This is a genomic window from Saccharothrix stipae (genome assembly GCF_054781895.1).
Genome location: NZ_BAAGTN010000008.1, coordinates 249328 through 276152 on the forward strand (window position 1 = coordinate 249328; position 26825 = coordinate 276152).

A 26825-nucleotide genomic window follows, 5' to 3' on the forward strand; every position below is an offset into this window, starting at 1 on the left:
TAGGGAGCAACCGTGTCAGCAGGGGGCGGGACCAAGGCGATCATCGCCGCGCTGGTGGCCAATGCCGGGATCGCCGTGGCCAAGTTCGTCGGCTTCCTGATCACCGGATCGTCGTCCATGCTCGCCGAGTCGGTGCACTCGGTGGCGGACACCTCCAACCAGGGCCTGTTGCTGCTCGGGCAGAAGACCGCGCGGCGCAAGGCCACCTTGAACCACCCGTTCGGGTTCGGCCGGGACCGGTACTTCTACTCGTTCATCGTGGCGTTGATGCTGTTCAGCCTCGGCTCGGTGTTCGCCCTGTACGAGGGCATCCACAAGCTGGAGTCGCACGAGCCGCTGAGCAGCCCGATCGTCGCGGTGATCATCCTGGTGGTCGCGATCGGCCTGGAGACCTACAGCTTCCGCACCGCGATCGTGGAGTCCAACCTGATCCGGGGCGACGCCACCTGGTGGCAGTTCATCCGGCAGTCGAAGGTGCCGGAGCTGCCGGTCGTGCTGCTGGAGGACGCGGGCGCGCTGTTCGGCCTGGTCCTGGCGCTGATGGGCGTGGGTCTGTCGACGTTGACCGGTGACCCCGTGTGGGACGCCATCGGCACCATCTGCATCGGCGTGCTGCTGGGCGTGATCGCGGTCATCCTGATCGTGGAGATGAAGTCGCTGCTGATCGGCGAGGGCGCGTCGCCGGCGGAGCTGGACGTGATCGTGGACGAGCTGGCGGCGGGCAAGGTGCAGCGGGTCATCCACATCAAGACCCAGTACATCGGGCCGGACGAGCTGCTGGTGGCGGCGAAGATCGCGCTCAACCCGGGCCTGACGATCGACGAGGTGGCCGAGGCCATCGACGGCGCGGAGCAGCGCGTCCGGAACAAGGTCCCGGCCGCGCGCCTGATCTACCTGGAGCCCGACCTGGACCGGTCGCTGACCAAGTCATAGCCCTTCGGCGAGCAACCGCTCGCCGTTCGGGAGCTTCCCGCCGTGGGCGAGGGCGACGAGCTGCTGCGCGCAGTGCTCGTCGCCCTTTCTCGTGCGGTCGAGCAACTCGTCGTACCGGCCGCGTGCGGCGAGCAGCGCCGCGAGTTCCCGTCCGGCGTGGCTGAGGCCCGTGTCGGCCAGCTTGCGCAGCACGGCCAGGTTGCCCGCCTTGGCCAACTGCTCGGCGACCCACTCGCCTTCCCACGGCGCGGCCTTGGCCAGCTCCAGCGCTTCGGCCCAGCGGCCACCGGCGGCCAGTGCGTCGGCCAAAGCCTCGGTGACGTGCCGTTCGTCGATCGGATCGACCCTGGCGAGGACCAAGCGGAGCGCCTCGACCGCGGCAGCGTGCCGACCTTGGGCGACCAGCTTGGTGGTGAGCACGCGGACCAGCCGGTGACCGAACGGCATGTCCTCGCCGAGGCTGCTCAGCAAGGTCAGCTCATCCAGGGGTTGTCGCTGCTCTTGCTCGTACGGCACCACCCTGGCCAGGTACTCGTCGGCGTCGACGGATCCCGCTTCGGCCAGTCGGCGCAGCTGCGCCACGTTCCCGGCTCGGCTGAGCCGCTCGGCGAGCCACGACTTGGTCCAACGCCTGGTGTCCGAGCGCACCACCGCGAGTGCCTCGTCCCACCGTCCCCGGTCGGCCAAGAGGTCGGCCAGCCACTCGTAGGCGTCGACTCCGGCGTCGATCCAACGGCGGAGCACGTCGACCGCCTCGTCCACCTGTCCCGATTCGAGCAGGTCGGCGACCAGGAGTTCGCCGAACTTCTCGGGGTTCTGGTGCGCGAGGAGCGCCCGTACCGCCAGCCGGTACGGGTTCGGGTCGCGCTCCAGGATCCGGAGCACCGAATCCAGTGCGGGCGGGTTCTCGATCACGAGGTCTTCCAGTTCGGCGAGCCGACCGTGCTGGATCAGGACGTCGAGCAGCTCGTGGCGTGGTTCGGCGGTGGTGGCCGCGGTGCGGTAGAGCGGGTCGGCGTGCCGGTAGCGCAGGCGGTGGTAGGCGTTGCGGGCGAGGCGGAGCCGGTCCTGGGGGTCGGTGGTGTGCGCGACCACCGCGTCCCACAGCGAGTCCGGCGTCCGCGCCCAGTGCCGGGTGGCCCGGCCGTGCTGGTCCAGGTAGTCGTGGATGTCGTAGCCGTCGGGCGGGCCGATGCCCGGGCTCCGGCGCTTCGGGATGAGGGCGGCCACGCCCATGCGGTTGCTCGCGGCGATCCCCAGGCCGACCTCGAACCAGGTGGCCGGAGCGCCCACCCTGTCGTCCTCGTGCAGGTAGCCCGGTGCGGCGGCGGTCAGCAGGTCGGTCGGGAGCAGGGCCTGGTGGCCCAGCCGCCGCGCGTCGAGGGCGGCGGTGACGATCGCGGTCGCGAAGCGGTCTTCCGGGGTGTCGGGGTGCTCGTAGCACTCGACCAGGGCAGGCCCGCCGGCGATGGTCTGGATGACCTTGCGGTCGTGGGCGGTCGCGAGGGCTTTCCGCAGCCGGGGATCGGTGGTCCGCGCGGCCATCTGCGCCGGGTCGAAGCGGTCGGCCAACCGGATTCGGGTGGCGCGGTGCTGCAACAGGTTGCGGACCTGGGGGTGGTCCGTGCCGGTGAGCGCGGACCAGTACCGCGGCCACAGGGTGCCCAGGACGACGTACGGGCCGGGCAGTTCGAGCAGGGTGCGCAGGGCGGCTGCGGCTTGTTCGCCGTGGGAGCCGGTCAGGTGGTTCTGCGTCTCGTTGAGCCACAGCACCGTGCCGGGCTCGACGCCGGCGGCCAGCACGTGCAGCAGGTCTTCGGCGGTGCGCGGGTAGAGCAACGGCCAGGTGGGCAGCTCGGTGGTGACGGCCTCGTACAGCGCACGGGTCTTGCCGGTGGACGACTCGCCGGTCAGCACGGCCATCACCGTGCTCTTCGCGGACAGCAGGTCGGCCAACGCCCGGTCGTGGTCGCGGGGCAGGTAGGCGGGCAGGTCGGGCAGGTCGGTCGTGCCGACGGTGACGGCGCGGTGCACGTCGAGGTCGAACGGGTGCCACTCGGTGATCGGTCGGGCCGGCGAAGGGGCGGCGTGCCGCGCGTGCACGTGCACGCCGCCCTCGATCGAACCGGCCTGGACGACCGCGGCCGCCTGGCCCGACATCTCGATGCGCACCGGTTCTGGCACGCCTGGTGACGCTACGGAATCTCGTCGTGCTTCACCACGGGCACGGCGGTGGTGCCCTGCCGGCCCAGCAGCGAGTGCCGCCGGCTGTAGGCGAAGTACACGACCACGCCCAGCGCCATCCACACCAGGAACCGGACCCAGGTCAGCGCGGTCAGGTTCAGCATCAGCCACAGGCAGGCCAGGATCGCGAGGATCGGCACCAGCGGCACCAGCGGCACGCGGAAGCCGCGCGGCAGGTCCGGGCGGGTCTTGCGCAGCACCAGGACACCCGCGGAGACCAGGATGAACGCGAACAGCGTGCCGACGTTCACCATCTCCTCCAGCCGGCCCGCCGGGAAGAAGCCCGCGGCGATGGCCACCAGGACACCGATGATGGCGGTGATCCGGACCGGCGTGCCGTGCTTGCCCGTGCGGGCCAGGCGGCGCGGCAGGAGGCCGTCACGGGACATCGCGAACAGCACCCGCGACTGGCCCAGCATCAGCACCATCACCACCGTGGTCAGACCGGCCAGCGCGCCGACCGAGATGACCGTGGCCGCCCAGTCCACGCCGTTGGCCGAGAACGCCGTCGCCAACGTCGCCCGCGAGCCGTCGGGCTGCGTCTTGAGCTGGTCGTACGGCAGCATGCCGGTGATCACCAGCGACACCGCGACGTAGAGCACGGTCACGATCGCCAGCGACCCGAGGATGCCGCGCGGCACGGCGCGCTGCGGGTTGCGGGTCTCCTCCGCGGTCGTCGCGACCACGTCGAAGCCGATGAACGCGAAGAACACCAGCGACGCGGCGGCGAGCAGGCCCAGCACGCCGTACGTGCTGCCCTCGAAGCCCGTGAGCAGCGAGAACAACGACTGCTCCAGGCCGGACGCGGTCGTGCCGCCGGACTGCGCGGGCGGGATGTACGGGCTGTAGTTCGCCGCCTTGATGTACCCGATGCCGAGCACGATCACGAGCAGCACCACGGCCACCTTCACCGCCGTGATCACCGCGCTGACCCGGGACGACAGCTTCGTGCCGACCACCAGCAGCACCGTCAGCACCGCGATCAGCAGCAACGAGCCCCAGTCGACGTCGACCCCGCCGACCGACGCGGTGGTCTGCACCGTCACGCCCATCTGCCCCAGCACCGTCTGCAGGTACAGCGACCAGCCCTTGGCCACCGCCGCCGCGCCGACCGCGAACTCCAGCACCAGGTCCCAACCGATGATCCACGCCATGAACTCGCCGAACGTGGCGTAGGAGAACGTGTACGCGCTACCCGCCACCGGCACGGTCGACGCGAACTCCGCGTAGCACAACGCGGCCAGCGCGCACGCCACCGCGGCCAGCACGAACGCCAACGACACCGACGGCCCCGCGAGGTTGCCCGCGGTGGACGCGGTGAGCGTGAAGATGCCCGCGCCGATCACCACCGCGACGCCGAACACCGTCAGGTCCCACGCGGTGAGGTCCTTGCGCAGCTTGGTGTCCGGCTCATCGGTGTCCGCGATCGACTGCTCGATCGACTTCGTGCGCCACAGCCCGTTGCCCGGCACAGTGCCTCCTGTGTTGAATTGCGCCGCCTTCGGCGTCGCGGGCGAGGTCGCCTGGAAGTCGACCGTTCGCGTCCTGATTCCCCGACGATCGAAAAGCGTGATCGCCGGCGAATGAGGACGCGAACGGTCGACGCGACCTCGCGGATCCGGTGGTGGATGAGGGTCGAGAGGTTGGTCCGATCAGACTAGAGGTGGGTGTTGGTTGGGCGGTGCCGCCGGTAGTTTTCGGGCATGACCGTGCTCTGCCTGGACATCGGCTCGACGTGGACCAAGGGCGCCCTCGTGTCGCACGCCGGTGAGCTGCTCGGCACCGCACAGCACACGACTACCCCGCCGGAGGTGCTTCAAGGCATCGACGCGGTCACCGGTGCGCTCGGTCCGGCCGAGCACGTCCTCGCGTGCTCCTCCGCCGGGGGTGGGCTGAGGCTCGCGGTGGTGGGGCAGGAGCGGCTGGTCAGCGCGGAGGCCGGGTACCGGGTGGCGTTGTCGGCGGGCGCGAAGGTGGTGCACGTCTCGGCCGGGCGGCTCGACGGCGCGGGCGTCGAGGCCCTGCGCGCGGCCGGACCGGACCTCGTGCTCCTGGTCGGCGGCACGGACGGCGGTGACGAGTCGGTGCTCCTGCACAACGCCCGCGAGCTCGGCGCGAACCGCATCGCGTGCCCGATCGTGCTCGCGGGCAACGTCGAGGCCCAGCCGGAGGCTGCGGAGCTGCTCCGGGGCCGGACCGTGGTGCGCACCGCGAACGTGCTGCCGGACGTGGGCGAACTCGCGCCCGGACCGGCGCGTGCGGCGATCCGCGAGGCGTTCCTGGAGCACGTGATCGGCGGCAAGGGCCTGTCCGGCGGTCCGAGGTTCCGCGGGCTCGTGCGCGCCGTCACGCCCGATGCGGTGCTGGAAGGCGTGTCGCGGTTGGCGATGCGGGACCGGGAAGGCGCGGTGCTGGTCGTGGACGTCGGCGGCGCCACCACCGACGTCTACTCGGCGGTGTCCACTGTGGAAGGTCCGGAGCGGGTGGTGGCGCTGCCGCCGGACCGCCGCACGGTCGAGGGCGACCTCGGCATGCGCTGGTCCGCACCGGGGGTGGTGGCCGAGGCGACGGCGGAGAAGCTGATCGACAAGGCCGAGGCCGCCGTGCTGCAACGGGAAGCCGCGGCACGGGCCGCCGACGTCACGTGGCTGCCCGACGACCCGACCGTGGACCACCGGCTCGCCGCGCTCGCCGCCGTGCTGGCCGTGCGCCGCCACCTCAGGCTCGTCGACGGCCGGCTCGGACCGCAGGGCGCGGGCCTGCTCGTGCTGTCCGGCGGCGTCTTCCGGCACGCCGACTCGACCGCGGACGTCGAACGCGTGCTGCGCGCCGACCCCGTCCTGCGCCCGGTCCTGCGCACCGCCGCCATCACGGTCGACCGCGACTACGTGCTCGCACCGGCGGGCCTGCTCGCCGGGTCCGGCCGCACGGACGCCGCCGACCGGCTGCTCACTTCGGCTCTGGCGACCTGACCGGCGCCTGCCGAGCGGTCGGCAGCACGGGCGGCGCCGGCGGTTGCGTCGTCTCCAGCCCGGCCGCGATGGCGATCGCCCGGTCCCACTCGGGGTCGGAGGTGTAGTCGGTGTGCCGGTTCACGCCCGGCGCCCACCGCCTGCCCGGGAACGGCCCCCGCTGCGGGTCCGGCAGCCAGTGGTCGCCGCCGAGCACCAGCGCGCCCGTCGGACCGCGCAGCGCCGGCGGCAACGCGCCCGACGTGCCGTCCGGCCGGAAGCCCGCGCCGAGCAGCATCCCGTCGAACACCTGCCGGTCCCACGTCATCACCGCGCCGCCCAACGCGTCCGTGCCGCGGCACAGCGCCCGCCACCGCCCGGCCAGCCCACCGGCCAGCGTCTCCAGCGAGCCGTGCGGCACCACGGCCGGGAACGCCCGCGGGTACGCCCACTGGAGTTGCGACCCCGCGGTGACCAGGCCGAGGCGCTCGGCCTGGTCGGCGGGCAGCTCCTCCAGCAACCGGGCCGCCGCCACCGCCGCGAGCAGGCTGCCCTGGCTGTGCCCGGCCAGCACCACCCGCGTGCCGGGATCGGCCAGGTGCTCCCGCACCCGTGCGACCAGCTCCGGCACCACCTTCAACGCGTAGCACGGCGGCACCACCGGGTGCGCCTCGCGCGGCCAGAACGCCGCCAGGTCGGCCAGCACGCCCACCTGCCGGGCCTTGTCCGGCCGCCGTGCCGCCAGGTACACCGCCCGCAGCAGCGACAGCGCCAGCACGGCCAGCACGACCACGCCGAACCCGATGACCGGCCGTGCCCAGGTCGGCGGTTCGACCTCCCGCAACCGCAGGAACGCCGCCGGCACCGCGCCCACGGCCAGCACCGACGACATGATCAGCACCACGTGGTGGCTGTGCCGCCGCTGCCAGTGCGCCCACCACCACGCCCGCGCGGCGCGCTTCGCGTCCCGAGCGCGTCCCGTGTGCAGCAGCGACGCCTCACGCGCCCACTCCTTCGCCCGGTCCTCGTCTCCGTCGCGGGGTATCGGTCGCAGGGAGCTCCACCGCATCATCCCCGTGGTCGCGGCCATCGCCACCCCGGCCAGGAACGCCAGCACCCCGGCCACGCCCCACAGCAGCGCGATGTAGTCGTACCCGTCCGGCAGCTCGCCGTGCCCGAGCACCCGCTGCACGGTCAGCGCCACGCCCGCGCCGAACCCGCCGCCGAGCAGGGCGGCCACCGCGACCACCGGGGCGGCCATCCACCCACCGGCCCACGGCCGCAGCTCCCGGGGCTGGGCCGACCACGTGCGGCGGGCCACCAGCGCGGCGGGCACGAGCAGCAGCCCGATCAGCACGCACACCAGCGCCACCAGCGCGGCCACCATCTGCACGGCCAGGTCGGCACCGGACAACCGCACCGGCAACCGCACCAGCAACGCCGCCGTGACCAGCAGCGACAGCCAGGCCACGGTGTGCAGCACCCGTCGCGGGCCGCGGCCCAACGCCGACCGCAGCCACCGCCCACCCCGGTGCGGCGCGCCGCCGGTCGGGTCGTCCAGCAGCATCGCGCCCAGTGCCGCCACCGCGACCAGCGCGAGCCCGAGCACCCAGCACACCGTGATCGCGACCCCGTGCCAGCCGGGCGCGAGCAGCGGTCCGGGAGGTCCGCCCAACGCGACCACCACGGCCGTGCCCAGGGCCGCCACCAGGTGCAGCACCCGCAACGCGGGCGTGTCCGGGTCGGTGGCCACGTGCGCGCCGGGCAGCCCGGACCGCGTGCCCTCGGCGGCGGGCACCTCCTTGCGCTCGATCCGCCAGTCCACACTGGACATGCGGTGCAGCACCAGCACGGCCAGCGCGATCGGCGTGAGACCCACCACAGCGCGCACCCACGGCGTCGTGCTCACCCACGACGGGCCCCACAGGCAGGACGAGCCCGGCGCGAGGCACTGCGCCGCCACCAGGTCCAGGCTGATCACCTCCAGCTGCGCGACCAGCAGCACGGTCAGCAGCAGCGCCGCCAACCTCAGCAGCGCGCGCAGCGCGACACCCAGCAGGTGGGCGGGCACCGACCCGGTCGGCGCGGGCGGCAGCATCCAGTGCGCCACGTTCGCCAGCGAGAACGGGAACAGCAGCGCCCACGTCGCCTTGGCCCAGCCGCCCGAGGTCATCGCACCCCAGACGTAGCCCTCGACGACCCGCGTCACGGGGCGGCCCGCGGCCTGCAACACCGGGCCGGGTGCCGGTCTGCGGAGGCGGTCGGCCGGGCGGACGACGCGGCCGAGCCCGTCGCCCGCCACGTCCACCGCCGCCACCGCGTCGACCAGCGACTGCGGGGTGGTGCCCTGCACACCGTGCACCCGCAGTTCGACCACCCGTGTGTCGGGGCCCGGAATGAGCACGAATCCTCCCGCGAACCTCGCGTCAGCCTCGCCATACTGGTCCATCGGCACCCAGTTGCCGCCGACCTCCGGGGCCCGGCGTGGCGGGCGGTACTGTCAGCCCGTCCTATCCGAGATGGAGGAACACGCGATGACCGCCGAGAGGCTCCAGACCCGCAACGGCATCGACTTCGCCGTGGCGGACCTCTCCCTGGCCGAGTTCGGCCGCAAGGAGATCCGGCTGGCCGAGCACGAGATGCCCGGCCTGATGGCGTTGCGCCGCGAGTACTCGGAGGTCTACCCGCTCAAGGGCGCGCGGATCTCCGGCTCGTTGCACATGACCGTGCAGACCGCCGTGCTGATCGAGACGCTGGTCGAGCTGGGCGCCGAGGTCCGCTGGGCGTCCTGCAACATCTTCTCCACCCAGGACCACGCCGCCGCCGCGGTCGTGGTCGGCCCGCACGGCACCCCCGAGGAGCCCAAGGGCATCCCGTGCTTCGCCTGGAAGGGCGAGACGCTGGAGGAGTACTGGTGGACCGCCGAGTCCATGCTGACCTGGCCGGACGGCGGCGGCCCGAACATGATCCTGGACGACGGCGGCGACGCGACGCTGCTGGTCCACAAGGGCGTGCAGTACGAGAAGGCCGGTGTCGTCCCGCAGCCCGAGGCGGACGACCCCGAGGAGTGGGTGCTGATCCTGGAGACGCTGCGCAAGTCGCTCGCGGCGGACAACGGGAAGTGGACCAAGATCGCCGAGGCCATCCGCGGCGTCACCGAGGAGACCACGACCGGCGTCATGCGGCTGTACCAGCTGGCCGCGGCCGGTGAGCTGCTGTTCCCGGCGATCAACGTCAACGACGCGGTGACCAAGTCGAAGTTCGACAACCGGTACGGCATCCGGCACTCGCTGATCGACGGCATCAACCGCGGCACCGACGTGCTCATGGGCGGCAAGGTGGCCGTGATCTGCGGTTACGGTGACGTCGGCAAGGGCGCGGCGGAGTCGCTGCGCGGCCAGGGCGCCCGGATCATCGTGACCGAGATCGACCCGATCTGCGCGTTGCAGGCGGCGATGGACGGCTACGAGGTGCAGACGCTGGAGGACGTGATCGGCCGCGCCGACATCGTCATCACCACGACCGGCAACAAGGACGTCGTGCGCATCGAGCACATGGCGGCCATGAAGCACCAGGCGATCGTGGGCAACATCGGCCACTTCGACAACGAGATCGACATGGCCGGCCTGGCCCGCTTCCCCGGCATCCGGCGGATCAACATCAAGCCGCAGGTCGACGAGTGGGTGTTCCCGGACGGCCACTCGATCCTGGTGCTGTCCGAGGGCCGCCTGCTCAACCTGGGCAACGCCACCGGTCACCCCAGCTTCGTGATGTCCAACTCTTTCTCCAACCAGGTGATCGCCCAGGTCGAGCTGTTCACCAAGTACCAGGAGTACGACAAGGAGGTGTACCGCCTGCCGAAGGTGCTGGACGAGAAGGTCGCCCGCATCCACCTGGAGGCGCTGGGCGGCAAGCTCACCAAGCTCTCCAAGGACCAGGCCGAGTACATCGACGTGGACGTCGAAGGGCCCTACAAGCCCGAGCACTACCGGTACTAACTAACTGCCGCTGCTCCGCAGACGGCGGCTCGGTCGCCGGGAAGTCGGTCGTTCGCGCCTGATTTCCCGGCGATCGAAGGGCGTGATCGTCGGGAAATGAGTCGCGACCGACCGACGCGACCTCGCGTTGTGGTCGCCCCGGGTAGGCCCCGGCCGTTGCGCTAGGTCCACTCGACGCTGATGCCGGCGATGCCGGGGCCGACGTCCTCGAAGTAGGCGCTGGCGAAGCCGCCCAGGCCGCAGACCAGCTCCTCCAGGTCCACCGGCGCGGCGTCGGCGTCCACCCGGAACTGCTTGGTGCAGCGGGCGGGCAGGGCGCGGCGGTTGAAGGCCAGTTGCAGCAGGTAGCCGCGGCACGGTTCGCGGAACGCCCGGCCGTGGCCGGGGGTGGGGCCGCCGGTGTCGTCCACCACGGTGAAGCTGAACACGTGCTCCTCGCCCTCGGCCAGCCTGCGGTCGAACAGCAGTTCGAACGCTAACCCGCGGGTGGCGAGCTGCCTGCGCAGCCGTCCCAGCCGGCACCCCTCGCCCGGCCGCACGAGCGCGTTGTCGATCAGGCACCCGTCGTCGCCCTGGTGCACGGCCAGGAACCGGTCCGGCCCGGCCTTCGCCGCCCGCACCACCAGCCGGGTGCTGATCGACCGCTGCTCCCGCTCCGGCCCGATCAGCACGGTGTCGTGCACGGCCAGCAGCTCGATGTCGGTGTTCGCGCCGACGTCGGTCACGGCCTCGAACTCCGACACCACCGGCACCGGCGACACCCAGCCGCTCGGCCTGGTCAGCCGGGGTTGCGGCCGGTTGCCGACGAGCGCGACCAGCGACTCGGGCGGCAGCCTGAGCACGGTCTCCAGCGCCCGCACGGTGGCGATCGCGCGCGGCACTTCGGGATGCCGCAGCCCGCGTTGCCAGTAGCTCAGGGTCGACTGCCCGACCTGCACGCCCAGCTGTTCCAGGTGCGCCCGCAGCCTGGCCAGGGACAGGCCGCGGTGCGCGATGGCGTCGTGCAGGGCACGGTGGAACGGTCCGTAGCGCAGCGTCTCGGCGAGCCCGCCCGGCAGGCTCCCGGGCGGCTGGGCGGCCTGCTCGTCAACCGGTCTGGCGTGCCCGGAATCCGCGGCCACCGCGGCACCACCCTTTCGCGCAACCGGAAATGGGGTTCACCGTAGTCACTCAATCTGGTGACGCAAAGGATCTCTGATCGCCCGACTGGGCGATGTCATGCGGCCGATCGTGAGCGGAGGGTGGCCCTTAGGGTGTCCTCGTGGGAAAACTCGTCGTGATCGAAGGTCTGGACGGCGCCGGCAAGCGCACCCTGGCCAAGGCGTTGACCGACGCGCTGGACGCGCGTGGCGCGAAGGTCGCGACCGGCGCGTTCCCCCGGTACGACGAGGACGTGCACGCCGATCTGGTGCGCGACGCGTTGCACGGCCGGCTCGGCGACCTGACCGACTCGGTGTACGGCATGTCGGTCCTCTACGCCCTCGACCGGCGCGGCGCGGCCGACCGGATCCGCGCCGACCTGGACCAGTACGACGTGGTGCTGCTCGACCGGTACATCGCGTCCAACGCGGCCTACGGCGCGGCCCGGCTGCACCAGGCGGCCGATGGCGAGTTCGTCGAGTGGCTGCGCGCGCTGGAGGTGGACCGCTTCGGCTTGCCGATCCCGGCCCTGCACTTGCTGCTGCGCGTGCCCGTGGCCGTCGCGGCCGACCGCGCGGCCCACCGGGAGGCGGAGGAAGCCCGAGGTCGCGACCTCTACGAGTCCGACGGCGGGCTCCAGGCGCGCTGCGCCGCCGTCTACGACGGGTTGGCCGCGGTGGGCTGGCTGTCGCCGTGGGAGGTGCTGGACGGTACCGCTGACCTGCACGTCGAGGCGCTACTCGACCGGTGGTTCACCCATTAGGGTAAGAAAGTAACAAAACGTCACCACTGGGCCGATGAGTCGCTGAGGATTCGCGTTTCGGCGGGACGAGGTGGGCACGTGGATCGGCGGCAGAGACTGGCTACGGAGTGGACGCGCACGACGACCAGCAGCGATGACCGCTGGGCGGTGCGTGGACTTCCGACCACTAGTGGGACGATGTTGGGTATGAAGGCACGCGTGCTCGTCGTGGACGACGACCCCGCTCTGGCGGAGATGCTGACCATCGTGCTGCGGGGCGAGGGCTTCGACACCGCTGTGGTGGCCGACGGCGCCCGCGCGCTGCCCGCGCTGCGCGAGTTGAAGCCGGACCTGGTCCTGCTCGACCTGATGCTGCCCGGCATGAACGGCATCGACGTCTGCAAGGCGATCCGGTCCGAGTCGGGCGTCCCGATCGTGATGCTGACCGCGAAGAGCGACACGGTGGACGTGGTGCTCGGGCTGGAGTCCGGCGCGGACGACTACGTGGTCAAGCCGTTCAAGCCGAAGGAGCTGGTGGCGCGCATCCGCGCCCGCCTGCGGCGCACCGAGGCCGAGCCCGCCGAGGTGCTCCAGATCGGCGACCTGACGATCGACGTGCCCGGGCACGAGGTGCTGCGCGAGGGCAAGCCGATCCAGCTGACGCCGCTGGAGTTCGACCTGCTCGTGGCGCTGGCCCGCAAGCCGCGCCAGGTGTTCACCCGCGAGGTGCTCCTGGAGCAGGTCTGGGGCTACCGGCACGCGGCGGACACCCGCCTGGTGAACGTCCACGTGCAGCGCCTGCGCTCCAAGGTCGAGCGCGACCCGGAGCACCCCGAGGTGGTGCTCACCGTGCGCGGCGTCGGGTACAAGGCCGGCCCTCCGTGATCGGGATCCACCGGACATGACTTCGCGTTGGTTCGATCCCGCGGTGCGCGAAGTGCGCCGCGGGGTCGAACGCGCGCGGCGGCAGGCCGTGTCGTTCGGCGAGCTGTGGCGGCGTTCGCTGCAACTGCGCGTCGTGGTCAGCACGCTCGCGCTGTCGTCGGCCGTGGTGTTCGTGCTGGGCATGGTGCTCCAGGTGCAGATCACCGGCCAGCTGCTGGAGACCAAGATCGAGGCGGCGGTCCGGCAGACCGAGGCGAGCGCGGCGGCGATCCAGCCGGACCTCGCGGGCCTCAACCCCGGCCCCGACAGCGTCAAGACCCGGTTCACCACCGCCCTGAACAAGATCAACACCTCCGGGGTGGACCTCGACCCCACCAGTTCCGGCGCGGGCGCGTTCGAGCCGGTGCTCCGCGACCCCGTCGGCACCGGCTCCGACGGCCTGCCGGTCGCCGTCGGCCAGTACGAGGACGTGCCGGACGGGCTGTTCAAGATGCTCGAACGGGGCAGCGCCGGCTACCAGATCACCACCGTGGAACGGGAGACCGGACCCACCACGCTGCTCGTCGTCGGCAAACCGGTGAACAGCTCCGCCCGCGCCATGCACCTGTACCTGCTGTTCCCGCTGACCAGCGAACAGGCCACCGCGGACGTCGTGCAGAGCACCCTGGTCGTCGGCGGCGTGGTGCTGCTCCTGCTGCTCGCGCTCATCGCGAACCTGGTCACCCGCCAGGTGGTCCGGCCGGTGCGGCAGGCCGCCGAGATCGCCGAGCGGTTCGCCGACGGCAGCCTCGACCAGCGGATGCCCGTGGTCGGCGAGGACGACGTGGCGCGGCTGGCCGAGTCGTACAACGAGATGGCCGCCAGCATCCAGCGGCAGATCCACCAGCTGGAGGAGTTCGGCCAGCTGCAACGCCGGTTCACCTCCGACGTGTCGCACGAGCTGCGCACACCGCTGACGACCGTGCGGATGGCCGCGGACGTGCTGCACGCCTCACGCGAGCAGTTCCCCGGCGGCCTGGCCCGCTCGACCGAGCTGCTGGTCGACGAGCTGGACCGGTTCGAGTCGCTGCTGGGCGACCTGCTGGAGATCAGCAGGCTCGACGCGGGCGTGGAGGAGCTGGCCGCCGAGCTGGTCGACATCCGCGTGCTGGCCAGGCGCGCCCACGACGCGGTGCGCGCGATCGCCAACAGCAGCGGCACCACGATCGTGATGGACCTGCCCGACCACGAGGTCAACGCCGAGCTGGACTCCCGCCGGGTCGAGCGGATCCTGCGCAACCTGCTGGCCAACGCCATCGACCACGGCGAGGGCCTGCCGGTCGAGCTGACGCTGCGCGGCGACGGCGACGCGGTCGCGGTGACCGTGCGGGACCACGGCGTCGGCCTGCGCCCCGGCGAGGCGGAGCTGGTGTTCAACCGGTTCTGGCGCGCCGACCCGTCCCGCAACCGCCGCACCGGGGGCACCGGCCTCGGCCTGTCGATCAGCCTGGAGGACGCGCGGCTGCACGGCGGCAAGCTGGAGGCGTGGGGCGAGCGCGGCCTCGGCGCGGTGTTCCGGCTCACCATCCCGTGCCGGCTCGGCCACGAGCCGACCTCGAGCCCGCTGCCGCTGGAGCCGCCGGACCTGCCGCCCGTGGTCGAGCCCGAGCCGGACGCGCCCGAGCCGGTGGAGGAGGTCGAGCTGACCGAGGAGGAGATCACGTGGCAGCCCGCGCAACCGGTCACCGGCGAACGCGAGGAGGTCCGGTGAGGCTGCTCGCGGTGCTCCTGGGCGTGCTGGTGGCCGCCGGCTGCGCCGCGATACCCACCGAGACCTCGCCGATCGCGGTCAACCCGTCGGCGGGCAACGCCAGCGCGGCCGCGGCGCCCGAACCGGTGCCCGACATCGACCCGTTGACGCTGGTCCGGGAGTTCGTCAACGCCTCGGCCAACCCGGAGAGCGACTACGCGGCGGCCAAGGCGTACCTGACCGAGGACGCGAAGAAGGCGTGGAACACCAAGGGCACGCCGACGATCATCGACACGACGTTCAACACCGTGCCGACGCCGGGCTTGACGGCGGACGACCGGCACCGCACGGTGCTGCTCCAAGGCCGCAACGTCGGCCGGTTGCAGCTGGAGGACAACTCGTTCATCCAGCTCATCGGCCCGCTCGACACCCCGATCGGGATCGAGCGCGACAACGAGGGCCAGTGGCGCATCTCCGCACCGCCCGATGGCATCTACGTGCCGTTGGGCGGGTTCCAGCAGAACTACCGGCGGGTGACGCTGTTCTTCCACAGCCCCGACTTCAGCGTGCTCGTGCCCGACCCGAGGTGGGTGGTCATCGCGCCGTCGACGTCGATCCCGAGCCGGGTGACGAGCCTGCTGCTCAAGGGGCCGTCGGTGGGGATGCGCGGCGCGTTGGCCACGGCCATCCCGAACGGCGCGACCCAGCGCAGGAACACCTCCGAGGCCAACGACGGCGCGCTCGAGGTCGACCTGACGAAGGTCGGCGACATCACGGTCCAGGTCGGCAAGCAGATCGTGGCGCAGGTGGTGAAGTCGCTCGCGGGCGTCACCAGCAGCCGGATCCGGGTGCTGGTCGAAGGTCAGTCGATCAACGCCGACCAGCACGAGTGGCGGCCCGCCGACGTGCAGACCGGTGAGGCCCTGACCACGCCGGACGCCGACCTGCACGGGATGCTGGTCGGCGACGGGCGGGTCAAGCAGGTCAACGGCGACCCGGTGCCCGGACCCGCCGGGGCGGGCGACTACCAGCTGGTGAGCGCCGCGCAGTCGTTGGACGGCAGCCAGCTGGCCGCGGTGGGCCGGGCGGGGAACTCCGTGCGGCTGCGGGTCGGACCGCTGTCGGAGCAGCTGGCCGAGGTCGACCTGCGCGCGGCCACCATGACCAGGCCGACGTGGCTGCTCAGCGGGCGTCAGGGCGAACCGGGCACCGAGGTGTGGACCGTCGCCGACGGCGCCACGGTGGTGCGCGTGATCAAGACCGACAGCGGGTGGACGGCGAACGCGGTCAACGCCTCCGAGCTCACCGAGCTGGGGAAGATCACCGAGCTGCGGTTGTCGCGCGACGGCACCCGCGTGGCGGCCGTGGTGGACGGCAAGCTCGTGGTGGCGGCGGTGGTGCGCGGTCAGGACTCGGCGGTGTCGCTGCGGTCGCCGCGCCACCTCCAGCCGTCGCAGCTCGGCACCAGCGCGTTGGCGCTGGACTGGCTCGCGCAGGACGTCCTGGTGGTGAGCACGTCGCTGGCCGCGTGGCCGATCGCGAAGGTCAACATCGACGGGGTGCGGGTCGAGCGGTACAACACGTCGAACCTGACCGTCCCGGTCGCCTCCGTGACCGCCGCGCCGGGGCGCAACGTGCTGGCGGTGGACCAGAGCGGGCTGTGGAGCGCGAACGACGTGGGCGACGTGTGGCGCGCGTCGACCACGAAGGTCGAGCCGGGCACCCAGGCGTTCTACCCGGGTTGAGGTTGGCGGTCGGTCGGATCCATCGGTTGGTCGGATCTTCTGCGGTCGCTCCATCTTCACCCGATCGAGCACGCCGCGCACCTCGGCGCAGGGGGCCGTTTTGTCGGTGGGCGCCGGCATCGTCGGGGCCATGCTGATCAACCTGCTGTTCCCGCCCCGTTGTCCCGGCTGCGGCGCCTGGGGTGCGCGTGCGTGCGCCCGTTGCCTGGCCCTGTTCGGCCCTCCGGTGCGCGTCCCCGGTGTCGGGCCGCCGGTGTTCGCGTTGGCCGCGTACGGGGGAGCGGCGCGTGAGCTGGTGCTCGCGTTCAAGGAGCGCGGGCGGCGCGAGCTGGCGGCCGTGTTCGGCGCGCTGGTCGCCGCCGCGGTGCCCCGGCTGCCCGGCGTGGGTCCCGACCCGTGGCTCGTGCCCGCGCCTTCCCGTGCGTCGGCCGCCCGTGCCCGCGGCGGTTCCCACGTATTGGGAGTGGCACGTGCGTCCGGCTTTTCCGCGGCGCCGGCGCTGGCGTTCGCGAGAGGAGTTCGCGATTCGGCGGCGCTCGACGCGGCGTCTCGACAGGCCAATCTCGCCGGCCGTGTCCGACTCGTCCCGGAATGTCTGCCACCACCGCGAACCCCGGTCGTCCTGCTGGATGACGTGGTGACGACGGGTTCGACGGCACGCGCCTGCGTTTCGGTGTTGAAAGCGGCCGGATTCGGGGTACCCGCTGTCCTCACGCTGACAACTGCACGCGGATCCCACCCACACGGGTGAACCGCACCGGGAACCTCCCGGGACGCTCGGCCGTTGGCCGGTTATGACGCCCACGCAGAGGCCGTTCGACGTAACCACTCTGCAGGCGGGTGCTCGCGCCGACCTCGGCCGTTCGGGTGAGCCGTTGTCCGCGCGAGGTTCCGGCGTGTCGGTGCGGCGCGCCGTCGGTGCCGATTTTTCGTCGCTCTGCGTTACGACAAGAAAATCTTGGATTTCCCCCGCCCCGGGGGCTGTCGCAGCGGCGAATACCGGGCTAACGTGCACCGCTATCAGCGTTCCCGGCACGCGGGGAGGAGGCGAGCAGCCCATGACCCTGGCGCCGGTGAGGCACTGAGGGACCACCCTCAGCGACAAGTCCGCGAACATGATCGCGGACCCGGCGCCCAAGCGATCCGAAGCCATTGCTCGCAGCAAAGCGAGGGAGGTCGTGTATGGACATCGTCGTTAAGGGCCGCAACGTCGAGGTGCCCGATCATTACAGGGTTCACGTCGCCGAAAAGCTGGCCAGGCTTGAGCGTTACGACCGCAAGGTCATCCGCTTCGACGTGGAGCTTTTCCACGAGCCGAACCGCAGGCAGTCCAAGAACTGCCAGCGTGTCGAGATCACCGGCAAGGGACGCGGTCCGGTGGTTCGTTCCGAAGCATGTGCGGGCGACTTCTACGCCGCCCTGGACTCCGCGGTGAGCAAGCTCGAAAACCGGCTGCGGCGCTCTCATGACCGCAGGCGCGTACACCACGGGCGACGTGGCCCGACTTCAGTCGCCGAGGCGACGAGCGGACTCGCGGAGTCGCTCCCCCTCCTGCCGGACGGCGACGGCGGCCAGGCGCAGGGCATGTGGCTCGGCCACACCGCGGTGCTGGAAGCAACCGAGCCGGAACCCGCGCACGAGGGCATGGCGGAAGTGCCCGCGCAGCGCTGGGAAGACGGCATCGAGGACAACCTGCCCGGCCAGATCGTGCGCGAGAAAGAGCACACGGCCAAGCCGATGACCGTCGACCAGGCCCTCTACGAGATGGAACTGGTCGGCCACGACTTCTACCTCTTCTCCGACGCCGACAGCGGCCGTCCGAGCGTCGTCTACCGCCGGAAGGGATTCGACTACGGCGTGATCAGACTGGCCTGAGCTGTGTTTCCCGGCCGCTGCTCCGCACGCGGCGGTCGGTCGACCAGTTGAGTCGAGTGGCCGCTGACGCGGCGGCCAGGTCGTCCGCGCCCCATTCTCCACCGGTCGAAGTGCGTGATCGGCAAAGAATGGGGCGCGGACGACCGTCGTGATCCGGTGAAGTGTCATCCTCCGCCTATTCGACGTCCGTCGAACTTGTCCTGCGCCCGAGGCGCGGGAGCTCCGGCGTCCGATGGTGTGGCATTCGTCTCTGAATCAGGTGAATGGCGCGATCTTGGCGCGCGCGGCCGTCGAGCCCGCGCCCCATGCGTCCAACCGGGTGGTACCCGCCGGTGCGCGATCACGGAAAGCGATCTTGTCGGCGTCGGCGCGGGTGCTCCGGAGGGGTTCCGCTGGACGTTCGACAGGGGTTCCTACCTGTGTCTGTGCACACACGTTCACGACTTGCCTACGATGGCAGGTGGTGAAGGTTCGCCATGGCCGTGGCGAACCCCTGTGGAAGGCGCCCGTCCCCCGGGCGCGTCGCGATGAGGTAATGAGGTCGACCCAGATGGTGCTGTCCCGACTGCTCCGCGCCGGCGAGGGCAAGATGCTCAAGCGCCTGCGCAACATCGCAGCGCACATCAACAACCTCGAAGACGACGTCGTCGACCTCTCCGATGCGGAGCTGCGCGCGAAGACCGAGGAGTTCCGCAAGCGCTACGCCGACGGCGAGTCACTCGACGAGCTGCTGCCGGAGGCCTTCGCGGTCGTCCGAGAGGGAGCCAAGCGCACCCTCGGCCAGCGCCCGTTCGACGTCCAGCTCATGGGCGGCGCGGCGCTGCACCTCGGGCAGATCGCCGAGATGCGCACCGGTGAGGGCAAGACGCTGACGTCCGTGCTGCCCGTGTACCTCAACGCCATCGCCGGCGAGGGCGTGCACGTCGTCACGACCAACGACTACCTGGCCAAGCGCGACGCCGACTGGATGGGCCGCATCCACCGGTTCCTCGGCCTCACCGTCGGCGCGATCCTGTCGGAGATGACGCCCGAACAGCGCCGCGTCGCCTACAACGCCGACATCACCTACGGCACGAACAACGAGTTCGGCTTCGACTACCTCCGCGACAACATGGCCTGGAGCCGCGAGGAGATGGTCCAGCGCGGCCACTACTTCGCGATGGTCGACGAGGTCGACTCGATCCTCATCGACGAGGCCCGCACGCCACTGATCATCTCCGGCCCGGCCGACCAGTCGTCGCGCTGGTACGTCGAGTTCGCCCGGCTGGCCACCAAGATGCGCCGCGACACCCACTACGAGGTGGACGAGCGCAAGCGCACGGTCGGCGTCACCGAGGCGGGCGTGCAGTTCGTCGAGGACCAGCTCGGCATCGACAACCTGTACGACTCGACCAACACCCCGCTGGTCGGGTACTTCCAGAACTCGATCAAGGCCAAGGAGCTCTTCGCCAAGGACAAGGACTACATCGTCCGCAACGGCGAGGTCATGATCGTCGACGAGTTCACCGGTCGCGTGCTGGCGGGTCGTCGCTACAACGAGGGCATGCACCAGGCGATCGAGGCCAAGGAAGGCGTCGAGATCAAGGCGGAGAACCAGACCCTCGCCACGATCACCCTCCAGAACTACTTCCGCCTGTACCGGAAGCTGGGCGGCATGACCGGTACCGCCGAGACCGAGGCGGCCGAGTTCCACCAGACCTACAAGCTCGGCGTGGTGCCGATCCCGACCAACCGCCCGATGCAGCGCAAGGACGAGTCCGACCTCGTCTACAAGACCGAGGAGGCGAAGTTCGAGGCCGTCGCCGAGGACATCGCCGAGCGGCACGCGAAGGGCCAGCCGGTGCTGGTCGGCACGACCAGCGTCGAGCGCTCCGAGTACCTGTCGAAGCTGCTCGTGCAGAAGGGCATCCCGCACGAGGTGCTCAACGCCAAGCACCACGAGCGCGAGGCGCTGATCATCGCCAAGGCCGGCCGCAAGGGCGCCGTCACGGTCGCCACCAACATGGCCGGTCGCGGCACGGACATCGTGCTGGGCGGCAACCCGGACATCATCACCGACCACGAGCTGCGCGAACGCGGCCTCGACCCGGTCGAGCACGCGGAAGAGTACGAGGCCGCCTGGGCGAAGCTGATCGAGGAGATCACCTCCGAGGTCACCGCCGAGGCCGAGGAGGTCCGCGCGGCGGGCGGCCTGTACGTGCTGGGCACCGAGCGGCACGAGTCGCGGCGCATCGACAACCAGCTGCGCGGTCGTTCCGGCCGCCAGGGCGACCCCGGCGAGTCGCGGTTCTACCTGTCGTTGAAGGACGAGCTGATGCGCCGCTTCAACGCGGCGATGGTCGAGACGGTCATGACCCGGCTGAAGGTGCCGGACGACGTGCCGATCGAGCACAAGATGGTCACCCGGGCCATCCGCAGCGCGCAGACGCAGGTCGAGCAGCAGAACTTCGAGATCCGCAAGAACGTCCTCAAGTACGACGAGGTCATGAACGAGCAGCGCAAGGTGATCTACGCCGAGCGCCGCCGCGTGCTCGACGGTGAGGACCTGCGTGAACAGGTCGAGCACATGATCACCAGCGTGGTCGGCGACTACGTCGACGGCGCGACGGCCGACGGTTACGCCGAGGACTGGGACCTCGACCAGCTGTGGACGGCGCTCAAGACGCTGTACCCGATCGCGCTCGACCACAAGAAGGTGGTCGAGGAGGACGACGACGTCACCCGCGAGTCGCTGAAGGCGAAGCTGCAGGCCGACGCCCTGGCCGCGTACGAGGCGCGTGAGGCGGACATCGACGGCCGGGTCGGGCCGGGCGCCATGCGTGAGCTGGAGCGCCGCGTCCTGCTCTCCGTGCTGGACCGCAAGTGGCGCGAGCACCTGTACGAGATGGACTACCTCAAGGAGGGCATCGGCCTGCGGGCGATGGCCCAGCGCGACCCGCTGATCGAGTACCAGCGGGAGGGCTTCGACATGTTCAACGGCATGCTCGAAGCGCTGAAGGAGGAGACCGTCGGCTTCCTGTTCAACCTCCAGGTGGAAGCCGCGGAACCCGAGCCCGCCGCCGAGCCGCCGGTCCAGGTCTCGATCGCCAACGGCGGCCCACTGACCGGCAGCCGCGCCCGAGCCCGCGCAGCCGCCGCCGCTGCCGCCCAGCAGCAGGCGGACGCCAACCAGGCACCCGCGGGCCCCGCCCTGGCCCAACTCCAGAGCGGCAACGCCATCCCGCCCGCGCTGCGCGGCAAGGGTCTGGACGGCCACGCCCAGCAGGGCCTGACCTACTCGGGCCCGTCGGAGAGCGGCGACGCCGAGACCAGCGGCAACACCGCCCAGCAAGGTGCCGCAGGCCAGCCCGGCGGCACCCGCAAGGAACGCCGAGCCGCCGCACGCGCCCAGGCCAAGGGCCAACGCAAGGGCCCGCGCCAGTAAGCCCGACCGGGCGCGGAACGACCTGACCGAACGCCACAACGAACTACGAACGAAGCCACCAACCGAAGCCAAAAAACGAAGCGGGGCCCGACACCACCCGGGCCCCGCTTCGTCGCATCCAACTACCTTCCACCCCTCCGCCACCCCCCAGCGCCGCCTGCCCTGCCGGCCCGTCCTGCCTCTTCTGCCTGCCTTGGGCCGTCTACCCGGCCTGTCCTGCGCTGCCTATCCCGGCCGGACCTCGCCCCGCTCACCTTGCGGCGCGTGCCCCTGCCCCCGTGCCGCCGCGTCACACGGCTCGTCCTCTTCCGGTCCTGTCTGGTCCTGCTGGGTCCTTGTCGGGTCCGCTCGACCGTGGCGGTGCCCGGCTCCTGCATCTCCGGAGGCGTGGCGACGGGCTGGTGGGGTCGGGGGTGTGGGTGGTGGCGGTCGGGGGTGGTTGCCGGCTCGGTCTTAATCAACCGAGGTACGGGAACAGTGTTTCCGTACATTTTGGTGGCAATGTCACCCGATCGTGTTATCGGTCGGCGGGGTCGAGGAGAGGTTCGGCCCCGCCCGCCGGTCGGACCGGTTGGGGTCAGGGGAGCAGGTGGAACTCGGTGCAGTGCCAGCGTGAGCCCCGGCGTTCTACTCGGGCGGCGAAGGCTCGGACCTTGGTCGGCATGTGCAGGGTGCCCGCCAGTTCCGCCGCGTCCGCCGACACGTGGCAGAGGCGGTAGCGGCCGAGGCGGGTTGGGGTCGGGGTTGCGGCGCGCGTCACGGTGGTCAGGGCGCGCGGCGTGAAGTTGGCTGACAACTGCCGTGGGGGACGGCGGCCGCTCAGCGCCTCCACCAGCGGGAACAGGAAGTGTCGGGCGTCCAGTGGCGGGCAGGTGGGCGGTTGTGCCGGGGTCGCCGCCGCCTCGACCTCCGGGTTCCGGGCGGTGGCGGGCTTCGTGGACGACAGGGCGCGGAGTTGAGGTGGCATGCTGAACCGAGGGCGGACGGCCGGGGTTTCGTACCAAGATCACCCGATGGAGGCACGGTGCGGGGACTCGTTCTCGACTTCGGTGGTGTCCTCACGGACCTCGGCGACGACCACGCGGCGATCGAACCACCCCTGCTCGCCGCCACCCGCCAAGCGCGTCACCAGGGCATCCTCACCGCCATGCTCTCGAACGCCGACTTCCTCTGGCGCCCACCGACGGGCTGGGAGGACCTGTTCGACGTCGTCATCACCTCCGGCGAGGTCGGCATGGCCAAACCCGACCGCCGCATCTACCTCCTCGCCGCCGAACGGCTCGGCCTCCCCGCGCAGGAGTGCGTGTTCGTGGACGACCTCGCGGTCAACGTTCGGGGCGCCGCGGCCGCCGGAATGGTCGGCGTGCACCACCAGTCCGTGCAATCCACGCTTGAGGAACTGGAAACTCTGCTCGACATCCCTCTGCGGAGTTAATCGGTGACGAACGGCTACGGGTAGTCCACCTGGGCGGTGAATTGCCGCTCACTCGACTGCCCTCGTACGTTCTGACCGCTACCGACGAACACCACCCGCGCGAGTGGCGGGTGTCTGCTTGCGGTTCCGCATCCGGCGTCGGACCAGGGGCGCGGGTGCGGGCCCTCGGGGGCTGATCGGGACGGTCCGACGGGTACCGCGTCGGGTGGCTGTGGTGAGCCACCGATCAGCCGGGTTAGGCAGTGCGGGCGTCGGAGCGGCCCTCCGGCGCCCGCGCTGCGCCCCCAAGCCGCCACGGCCAACCACGGCCAACCACGCTGACACCTCAGCGAGTCGTCCGCCGCCGAACCACCTCGAAGCACAGCACCGCCGCCGCGCTGGCCACGTTCAGCGACTCCACGCCCGCCGCCATCGGGATCGACAGCCACCCGGTCACGTGCGGCCGCACGTCGTCGGAGATCCCCGCCGTCTCGCTGCCCAGCACGAACGCCGCCCGCGCCGGCAGGTCCGCCGAGTACACCGACTCCCGCGCGTTCGCGTCGAGCGCGAAGATCGGGTACCCGGCCGCCCGCAACCCGGCGACCGCCTCCGCCGCCGTCGCGCACCGCAGCACCGGCGCCCGGAACGCCACCCCGGCCGAGGCCTTCACCACCATCGGGTCGATCGACGCGACACCGCGCCGCGGCACCACGATCCCGTCCACCCCCGCCGCCGTGGCCGTGCGCAGGATCATCCCGACGTTCGCCGGGGTGGTGATCCCGTCGAGCACCAGCACGGTCCGCGGCCGGTCGCGCAACCCGACCTCCAGCGGACGCATCCGCGGCGCCACCACGTCGGCCAGCACGCCCTGGTCCTGCTTGCCGTTCCCGGCGAGCACCTTGACCCGCTGCGCCGTCGCCCGCTGGACCGTGACGCCCCGGCGGTTGGCCGCGTCCAGGATCTCCCGGGCGGCCGGACCGCGGGCCGTGTCGGCGAGCATGACCTTGTCGACTTCGAGCCGCGGGTCGTCCAGGGCTTCGAGCACGGGCTTGCGGCCGTACACGGTGACGAACTTGTCCTTGGGTGACACATCCACGGGGCAAGTGTCCTCTACCCGTTTGGGGCTTGCTTTCGAGCCGTCAATCATGATGATCGTCACATGGCATCGCGCGACGAGGCGCACCGCCTGCTGGCCAGCGGCCGGGAGGCGGACGTCTACCTGCGTCCCGACGGCTTGCTGGTCAAGCGCAGCCGCACGGGTCGCGACCTGGGACCGGAAGCCGAGTTGATGCGCTACCTGCGCCGGCACGGCGTACCGGTGCCCAGGGTGGCGGACGCCTCGGAGACGGACCTGGTCATGGAGTACGTCCCCGGCCCGCGCATGTCGCAGGAGCTGGACGCCAAGCCGTGGCGCGCGGGCGCGCTCGGCCGCGAGCTGGCCGAACTGCACCGCAAGCTGGACGAGGTGCCCGCGCCCGCGTTCCTGCGCGGTGACGGCGACCTGCTGCACCTCGACCTGCACCCCGGCAACGTCGTGATGGGCCCGGAGGGCGCGGTGGTGGTCGACTGGGGCAGCGCGAGCAAGGGCGACCGCAAGGTCGACGTCGCGTTGAGCTGGCTGGCGATCGCGGTGGCACCGCTGCGGCCGTTCAAGCGGCTCGCGCGGTCACGCATGGTGCGCGGGTTCCTGTCCGGTGTCGACGGCTCGGTGCGGGTCGAGGCACGCCGCGCGATGCCGGCCGCCGCGGCGATCAGGCTGGCCCGGCACGAGCGCGACGAAGCCGAGGTCAGCGCCGTGCACCGGCTGGTGCGCGACTGCACCGAGTAGCCCGCACCGACCTGCCCGCACCGACTAGCCTGGACCGCATGCCCGACCGCCTGTCCGCGCTGGACGCCTCGTTCCTGTACTTGGAGGACTCCACGACGCCGATGCACGTCGGTGGGGTCGCGGTGTTCCGCCGGCCGCGCACGGGCTTCGACTACGACCGCCTCGTCGCCCTGATCGAGCAGCGGCTGTCGCTGGTGCCCCGGTACCGGCACAAGGTCGTGCACGTGCCCGGGCGGCTCGCGCGACCGGTGTGGGTGGACGACGCGGACTTCGACGTGACCTACCACGTGCGGCGGTCGGCGTTGCCGAAACCGGGCAGCGACCAGCAGTTGCACGACCTGGTGGCGCGGCTGATGTCCCGGCCGCTGGACCAGACCCGGCCGCTGTGGGAGATCTACCTGGTCGAGGGCCTGGCCCGGAACCGGACCGCGGTGATCACCAAGACCCACCAGGCGATGGTGGACGGGTTCGGCGCGCCGGAGATCGGGCAGGTGATGCTGGACGTGTCCGCGACGCCGCGGCCGCCGGTCGAGTCGTTGTGGATGCCGTCGCCGGAGCCGAGCGGGTTGCAGCTGGTGGCCGACGCGGTGGCGGAGGCCGTGCAGCGGCCCGGCGAGGTGGTGGAGAACGTCCGTTCGGCGGCGATGGACACGGTGGCGACCGTGCGCAAGGTCGCCGGGGTGTTCGGCGGGTTGGCCTTCGCGGTGCGGACCGCCGCGACGCCCGCGCCCGGCAGCCCGTTGAACGTGCGGATCTCGCCGCAGCGGCGGTTCGCGGTGGCGCGCACCAGGCTGGACGTGTTCCGCGAGATCCGGCGGATGCACGGCGGCACGGTGAACGACGGGGTGCTGGCGGTGCTGTCCGGTGCGTTGCGCAACTGGCTGCTGTCGCGGGGCGAGATCGTGACGGCGGGCACCACTATCCGGGCGATGGCGCCGATGTCGGTGCGCGACGACGAGACGCAGGTGTCGGCGTACCTGGTGGACCTGCCGGTGGGCGAGTCGAACCCGGTCGTGCGGCTGCACCACGTGTCGCACGCCATGCGCGCGCACCAGGAGTCGGGGCAGTCGGTGGCGGCGCAGACGTTGGTGCGGTTCTCGGGGTTCGCGCCGCCGACCCTGCACGCGTTGGGCGCACGGGCGGCGTCGTCGTTCTCCCGGCGGTTGTTCAACGTCGTGCTGACGAACGTGCCCGGGCCGCAGGTGCCGCTGTACGCGGCGGGGGCGAAGATGATCGAGATGTTCCCGGTCGTGCCGTTGGCGAAGAACCAGGCGTTGTCGATCGGCGTGACGTCTTATGACGGTGGCGTGTACTTCGGCCTCAACGCCGATCGCGACGCCATGTCCGATGTGGACGTGCTGGCGGCGATGGTCGAGGAGTCGGTGGAGGAACTGATGGGAACGGTGTCCACATGAGGGTGTACCTCCCGGCGACCGTCGCGATGTTGCGCGACCTGGTGGAGCGCGGTGAGTTCGTCGCGGTGGGCGGCACGGGGTTCGCCCTGACGCCCGCGTTGCGCGAGTCGTACGCGACCGGTGACACGGAGGAGCTGGAGTACTCGGCCATGCTCGACGCCGCGCGCGGCTCGCTGCGGTTGATCGCGGGTGACGAGAAGGCCGTGCCGCGGCGCGCGGTCGTGTCGGCGGACGTGCCGGACGTGAAGCTGCGGCCGGACCTGGACTTCTCGGTGGTGAAGCTGTCCGGGCCGGTGCCGATGGAGCTGATCGCGGCGATCCACCTGGACACGCTGGAGGCCGAGGACGACGTGCGCGCGGCGGCCGACGTGATCGACGCGGCGGACCTGGGCGACCCGGACGCGGAGTTCGCGCTCGGCGGTGCCGAGGACCACGAGCTGGCCTGGTACGCGCCGCAGGAGCTGCCGTTCCTGCTGGAGCTGATGTAGCCGCCGGGTGCGCG

General features: G+C 71.4%; 20 protein-coding genes. 14 read left to right on the forward strand and 6 right to left on the reverse strand.

Translation table 11 applies throughout. From position 1 onward, the window contains the following. The first annotated feature begins 12 nt into the window (after positions 1-12). Entirely contained in the window at positions 13-933 is a 921-nt protein-coding gene (locus ACYVLT_RS17975) for a cation diffusion facilitator family transporter (RefSeq protein ID WP_461121339.1), read from the forward strand. Here ACYVLT_RS17975 and ACYVLT_RS17980 read toward each other — a convergent pair. Both ACYVLT_RS17980 and ACYVLT_RS17985 read right to left on the reverse strand, forming a co-directional pair. Next, positions 928-3117, reverse strand: coding sequence for a hypothetical protein (locus ACYVLT_RS17980; protein WP_461121340.1), 2190 nt, complete (start codon positions 3115-3117; stop codon positions 928-930). The genes ACYVLT_RS17975 and ACYVLT_RS17980 overlap by 6 nt on opposite strands. Before the next feature lie 11 nt (positions 3118-3128). Beyond that, the gene (locus tag ACYVLT_RS17985) at positions 3129-4649 is read right to left on the reverse strand and encodes an amino acid permease (protein ID WP_461121341.1); all 1521 of its coding nucleotides are present in this window, start codon (positions 4647-4649) and stop codon (positions 3129-3131) included. A gap of 231 nt (positions 4650-4880) precedes the next feature. Between ACYVLT_RS17985 and ACYVLT_RS17990 the strand changes: the two genes are divergently transcribed. Beyond that, positions 4881-6149, forward strand: a complete 1269-nt coding sequence (locus ACYVLT_RS17990; RefSeq protein WP_461121342.1) for a glutamate mutase L — start codon at positions 4881-4883, stop codon at positions 6147-6149. Here the strand turns inward: ACYVLT_RS17990 and ACYVLT_RS17995 are convergent. Next, entirely contained in the window at positions 6127-8577 is a 2451-nt protein-coding gene (locus ACYVLT_RS17995; RefSeq protein WP_461121343.1) for a hypothetical protein, read from the reverse strand. The two genes, ACYVLT_RS17990 and ACYVLT_RS17995, sit on opposite strands and share 23 nt — an antisense overlap. Positions 8578-8662: 85 nt before the next feature. Here ACYVLT_RS17995 and ahcY point away from each other — a divergent pair, with 85 nt between their 5' ends. Then, positions 8663-10126, forward strand: a complete 1464-nt coding sequence (gene ahcY / locus ACYVLT_RS18000; RefSeq protein WP_360452285.1) for an adenosylhomocysteinase — start codon at positions 8663-8665, stop codon at positions 10124-10126. Positions 10127-10287: 161 nt separating this feature from the next. Here the strand turns inward: ahcY and ACYVLT_RS18005 are convergent, their stop codons facing one another. Beyond that, on the reverse strand, positions 10288-11247 hold the full coding sequence (locus tag ACYVLT_RS18005; RefSeq protein WP_461121344.1) for a hypothetical protein: 960 nt from the start codon (positions 11245-11247) through the stop codon (positions 10288-10290). Positions 11248-11387: 140 nt separating this feature from the next. On the opposite strand from ACYVLT_RS18005, the gene ACYVLT_RS18010 reads away from it, so the two are divergent. From ACYVLT_RS18010 to secA, 7 genes are all read left to right on the forward strand, one after another. Continuing rightward, on the forward strand, positions 11388-12029 hold the full coding sequence (locus ACYVLT_RS18010) for a dTMP kinase (RefSeq protein WP_461121345.1): 642 nt from the start codon (positions 11388-11390) through the stop codon (positions 12027-12029). 186 nt (positions 12030-12215) lie between these two features. Then, entirely contained in the window at positions 12216-12893 is a 678-nt protein-coding gene (gene mtrA, locus ACYVLT_RS18015; protein WP_015104936.1) for an MtrAB system response regulator MtrA, read from the forward strand. A 16-nt stretch (positions 12894-12909) separates the two neighbouring features. Continuing rightward, a complete protein-coding gene (mtrB, locus tag ACYVLT_RS18020) occupies positions 12910-14643 on the forward strand; it encodes an MtrAB system histidine kinase MtrB (protein ID WP_461121346.1) in 1734 nt (577 codons plus the stop codon). Then, a complete protein-coding gene (locus ACYVLT_RS18025; protein ID WP_461121347.1) occupies positions 14640-16367 on the forward strand; it encodes an LpqB family beta-propeller domain-containing protein in 1728 nt (575 codons plus the stop codon). The genes mtrB and ACYVLT_RS18025 overlap by 4 nt, the downstream gene beginning before the upstream one ends. A 130-nt stretch (positions 16368-16497) precedes the next feature. Beyond that, positions 16498-17118 carry a ComF family protein gene (locus ACYVLT_RS18030; protein WP_461121348.1) on the forward strand — a complete coding sequence of 207 codons (621 nt, stop codon included), beginning with the start codon at positions 16498-16500 and terminating at the stop codon, positions 17116-17118. Positions 17119-17549: 431 nt separating this feature from the next. Continuing rightward, positions 17550-18242 carry a ribosome hibernation-promoting factor, HPF/YfiA family gene (gene hpf / locus ACYVLT_RS18035; protein ID WP_461121349.1) on the forward strand — a complete coding sequence of 231 codons (693 nt, stop codon included), beginning with the start codon at positions 17550-17552 and terminating at the stop codon, positions 18240-18242. 550 nt (positions 18243-18792) lie between these two features. Continuing rightward, the gene (secA, locus tag ACYVLT_RS18040; RefSeq protein ID WP_461121350.1) at positions 18793-21666 is read left to right on the forward strand and encodes a preprotein translocase subunit SecA; all 2874 of its coding nucleotides are present in this window, start codon (positions 18793-18795) and stop codon (positions 21664-21666) included. Between the two features lie 577 nt (positions 21667-22243). Here secA and ACYVLT_RS18045 read toward each other — a convergent pair. After that, on the reverse strand, positions 22244-22633 hold the full coding sequence (locus ACYVLT_RS18045) for an Rv3235 family protein (protein WP_461121351.1): 390 nt from the start codon (positions 22631-22633) through the stop codon (positions 22244-22246). Between the two features lie 57 nt (positions 22634-22690). Here ACYVLT_RS18045 and ACYVLT_RS18050 point away from each other — a divergent pair, with 57 nt between their 5' ends. Further along, positions 22691-23101 (forward strand): HAD-IA family hydrolase, encoded by a 411-nt coding sequence (locus ACYVLT_RS18050; protein ID WP_461121352.1) that lies wholly within the window; start codon positions 22691-22693, stop codon positions 23099-23101. Between the two features lie 325 nt (positions 23102-23426). Here the strand turns inward: ACYVLT_RS18050 and ACYVLT_RS18055 are convergent, their stop codons facing one another. Continuing rightward, on the reverse strand, positions 23427-24176 hold the full coding sequence (locus ACYVLT_RS18055; protein ID WP_461121353.1) for a TrmH family RNA methyltransferase: 750 nt from the start codon (positions 24174-24176) through the stop codon (positions 23427-23429). A gap of 63 nt (positions 24177-24239) precedes the next feature. On the opposite strand from ACYVLT_RS18055, the gene ACYVLT_RS18060 reads away from it, so the two are divergent. The 3 genes from ACYVLT_RS18060 to ACYVLT_RS18070 are packed head-to-tail and all read left to right on the forward strand — an operon-like array spanning position 24240 to position 26811. Beyond that, positions 24240-24908: a phosphotransferase gene (locus tag ACYVLT_RS18060; protein ID WP_461121354.1), complete on the forward strand. Its 669-nt coding sequence runs from the start codon at positions 24240-24242 to the stop codon at positions 24906-24908. Positions 24909-24946: 38 nt separating this feature from the next. Next, positions 24947-26323: a WS/DGAT/MGAT family O-acyltransferase gene (locus tag ACYVLT_RS18065; RefSeq protein WP_461121355.1), complete on the forward strand. Its 1377-nt coding sequence runs from the start codon at positions 24947-24949 to the stop codon at positions 26321-26323. Further along, the gene (locus ACYVLT_RS18070) at positions 26320-26811 is read left to right on the forward strand and encodes a DUF6912 family protein (RefSeq protein ID WP_360452308.1); all 492 of its coding nucleotides are present in this window, start codon (positions 26320-26322) and stop codon (positions 26809-26811) included. Before ACYVLT_RS18065 ends, ACYVLT_RS18070 begins: the two co-directional genes overlap by 4 nt. Positions 26812-26825: the final 14 nt, after the last annotated feature.

Coding starts and splice junctions, on each gene's coding strand:
- ACYVLT_RS17990 (WP_461121342.1), top strand. CDS start 4,881: ATGACCGTGCTCTGCCTGGACATCGGCTCGACGTGGACCAAGGGCGCC.
- ACYVLT_RS17995 (WP_461121343.1), bottom strand. CDS start 8,577: ATGGACCAGTATGGCGAGGCTGACGCGAGGTTCGCGGGAGGATTCGTG.
- ahcY (WP_360452285.1), top strand. CDS start 8,663: ATGACCGCCGAGAGGCTCCAGACCCGCAACGGCATCGACTTCGCCGTG.
- mtrA (WP_015104936.1), top strand. CDS start 12,216: ATGAAGGCACGCGTGCTCGTCGTGGACGACGACCCCGCTCTGGCGGAG.
- mtrB (WP_461121346.1), top strand. CDS start 12,910: ATGACTTCGCGTTGGTTCGATCCCGCGGTGCGCGAAGTGCGCCGCGGG.
- ACYVLT_RS18030 (WP_461121348.1), top strand. CDS start 16,498: ATGCTGATCAACCTGCTGTTCCCGCCCCGTTGTCCCGGCTGCGGCGCC.
- hpf (WP_461121349.1), top strand. CDS start 17,550: ATGGACATCGTCGTTAAGGGCCGCAACGTCGAGGTGCCCGATCATTAC.
- secA (WP_461121350.1), top strand. CDS start 18,793: ATGGTGCTGTCCCGACTGCTCCGCGCCGGCGAGGGCAAGATGCTCAAG.
- ACYVLT_RS18045 (WP_461121351.1), bottom strand. CDS start 22,633: ATGCCACCTCAACTCCGCGCCCTGTCGTCCACGAAGCCCGCCACCGCC.
- ACYVLT_RS18060 (WP_461121354.1), top strand. CDS start 24,240: ATGGCATCGCGCGACGAGGCGCACCGCCTGCTGGCCAGCGGCCGGGAG.
- ACYVLT_RS18065 (WP_461121355.1), top strand. CDS start 24,947: ATGCCCGACCGCCTGTCCGCGCTGGACGCCTCGTTCCTGTACTTGGAG.
- ACYVLT_RS18070 (WP_360452308.1), top strand. CDS start 26,320: ATGAGGGTGTACCTCCCGGCGACCGTCGCGATGTTGCGCGACCTGGTG.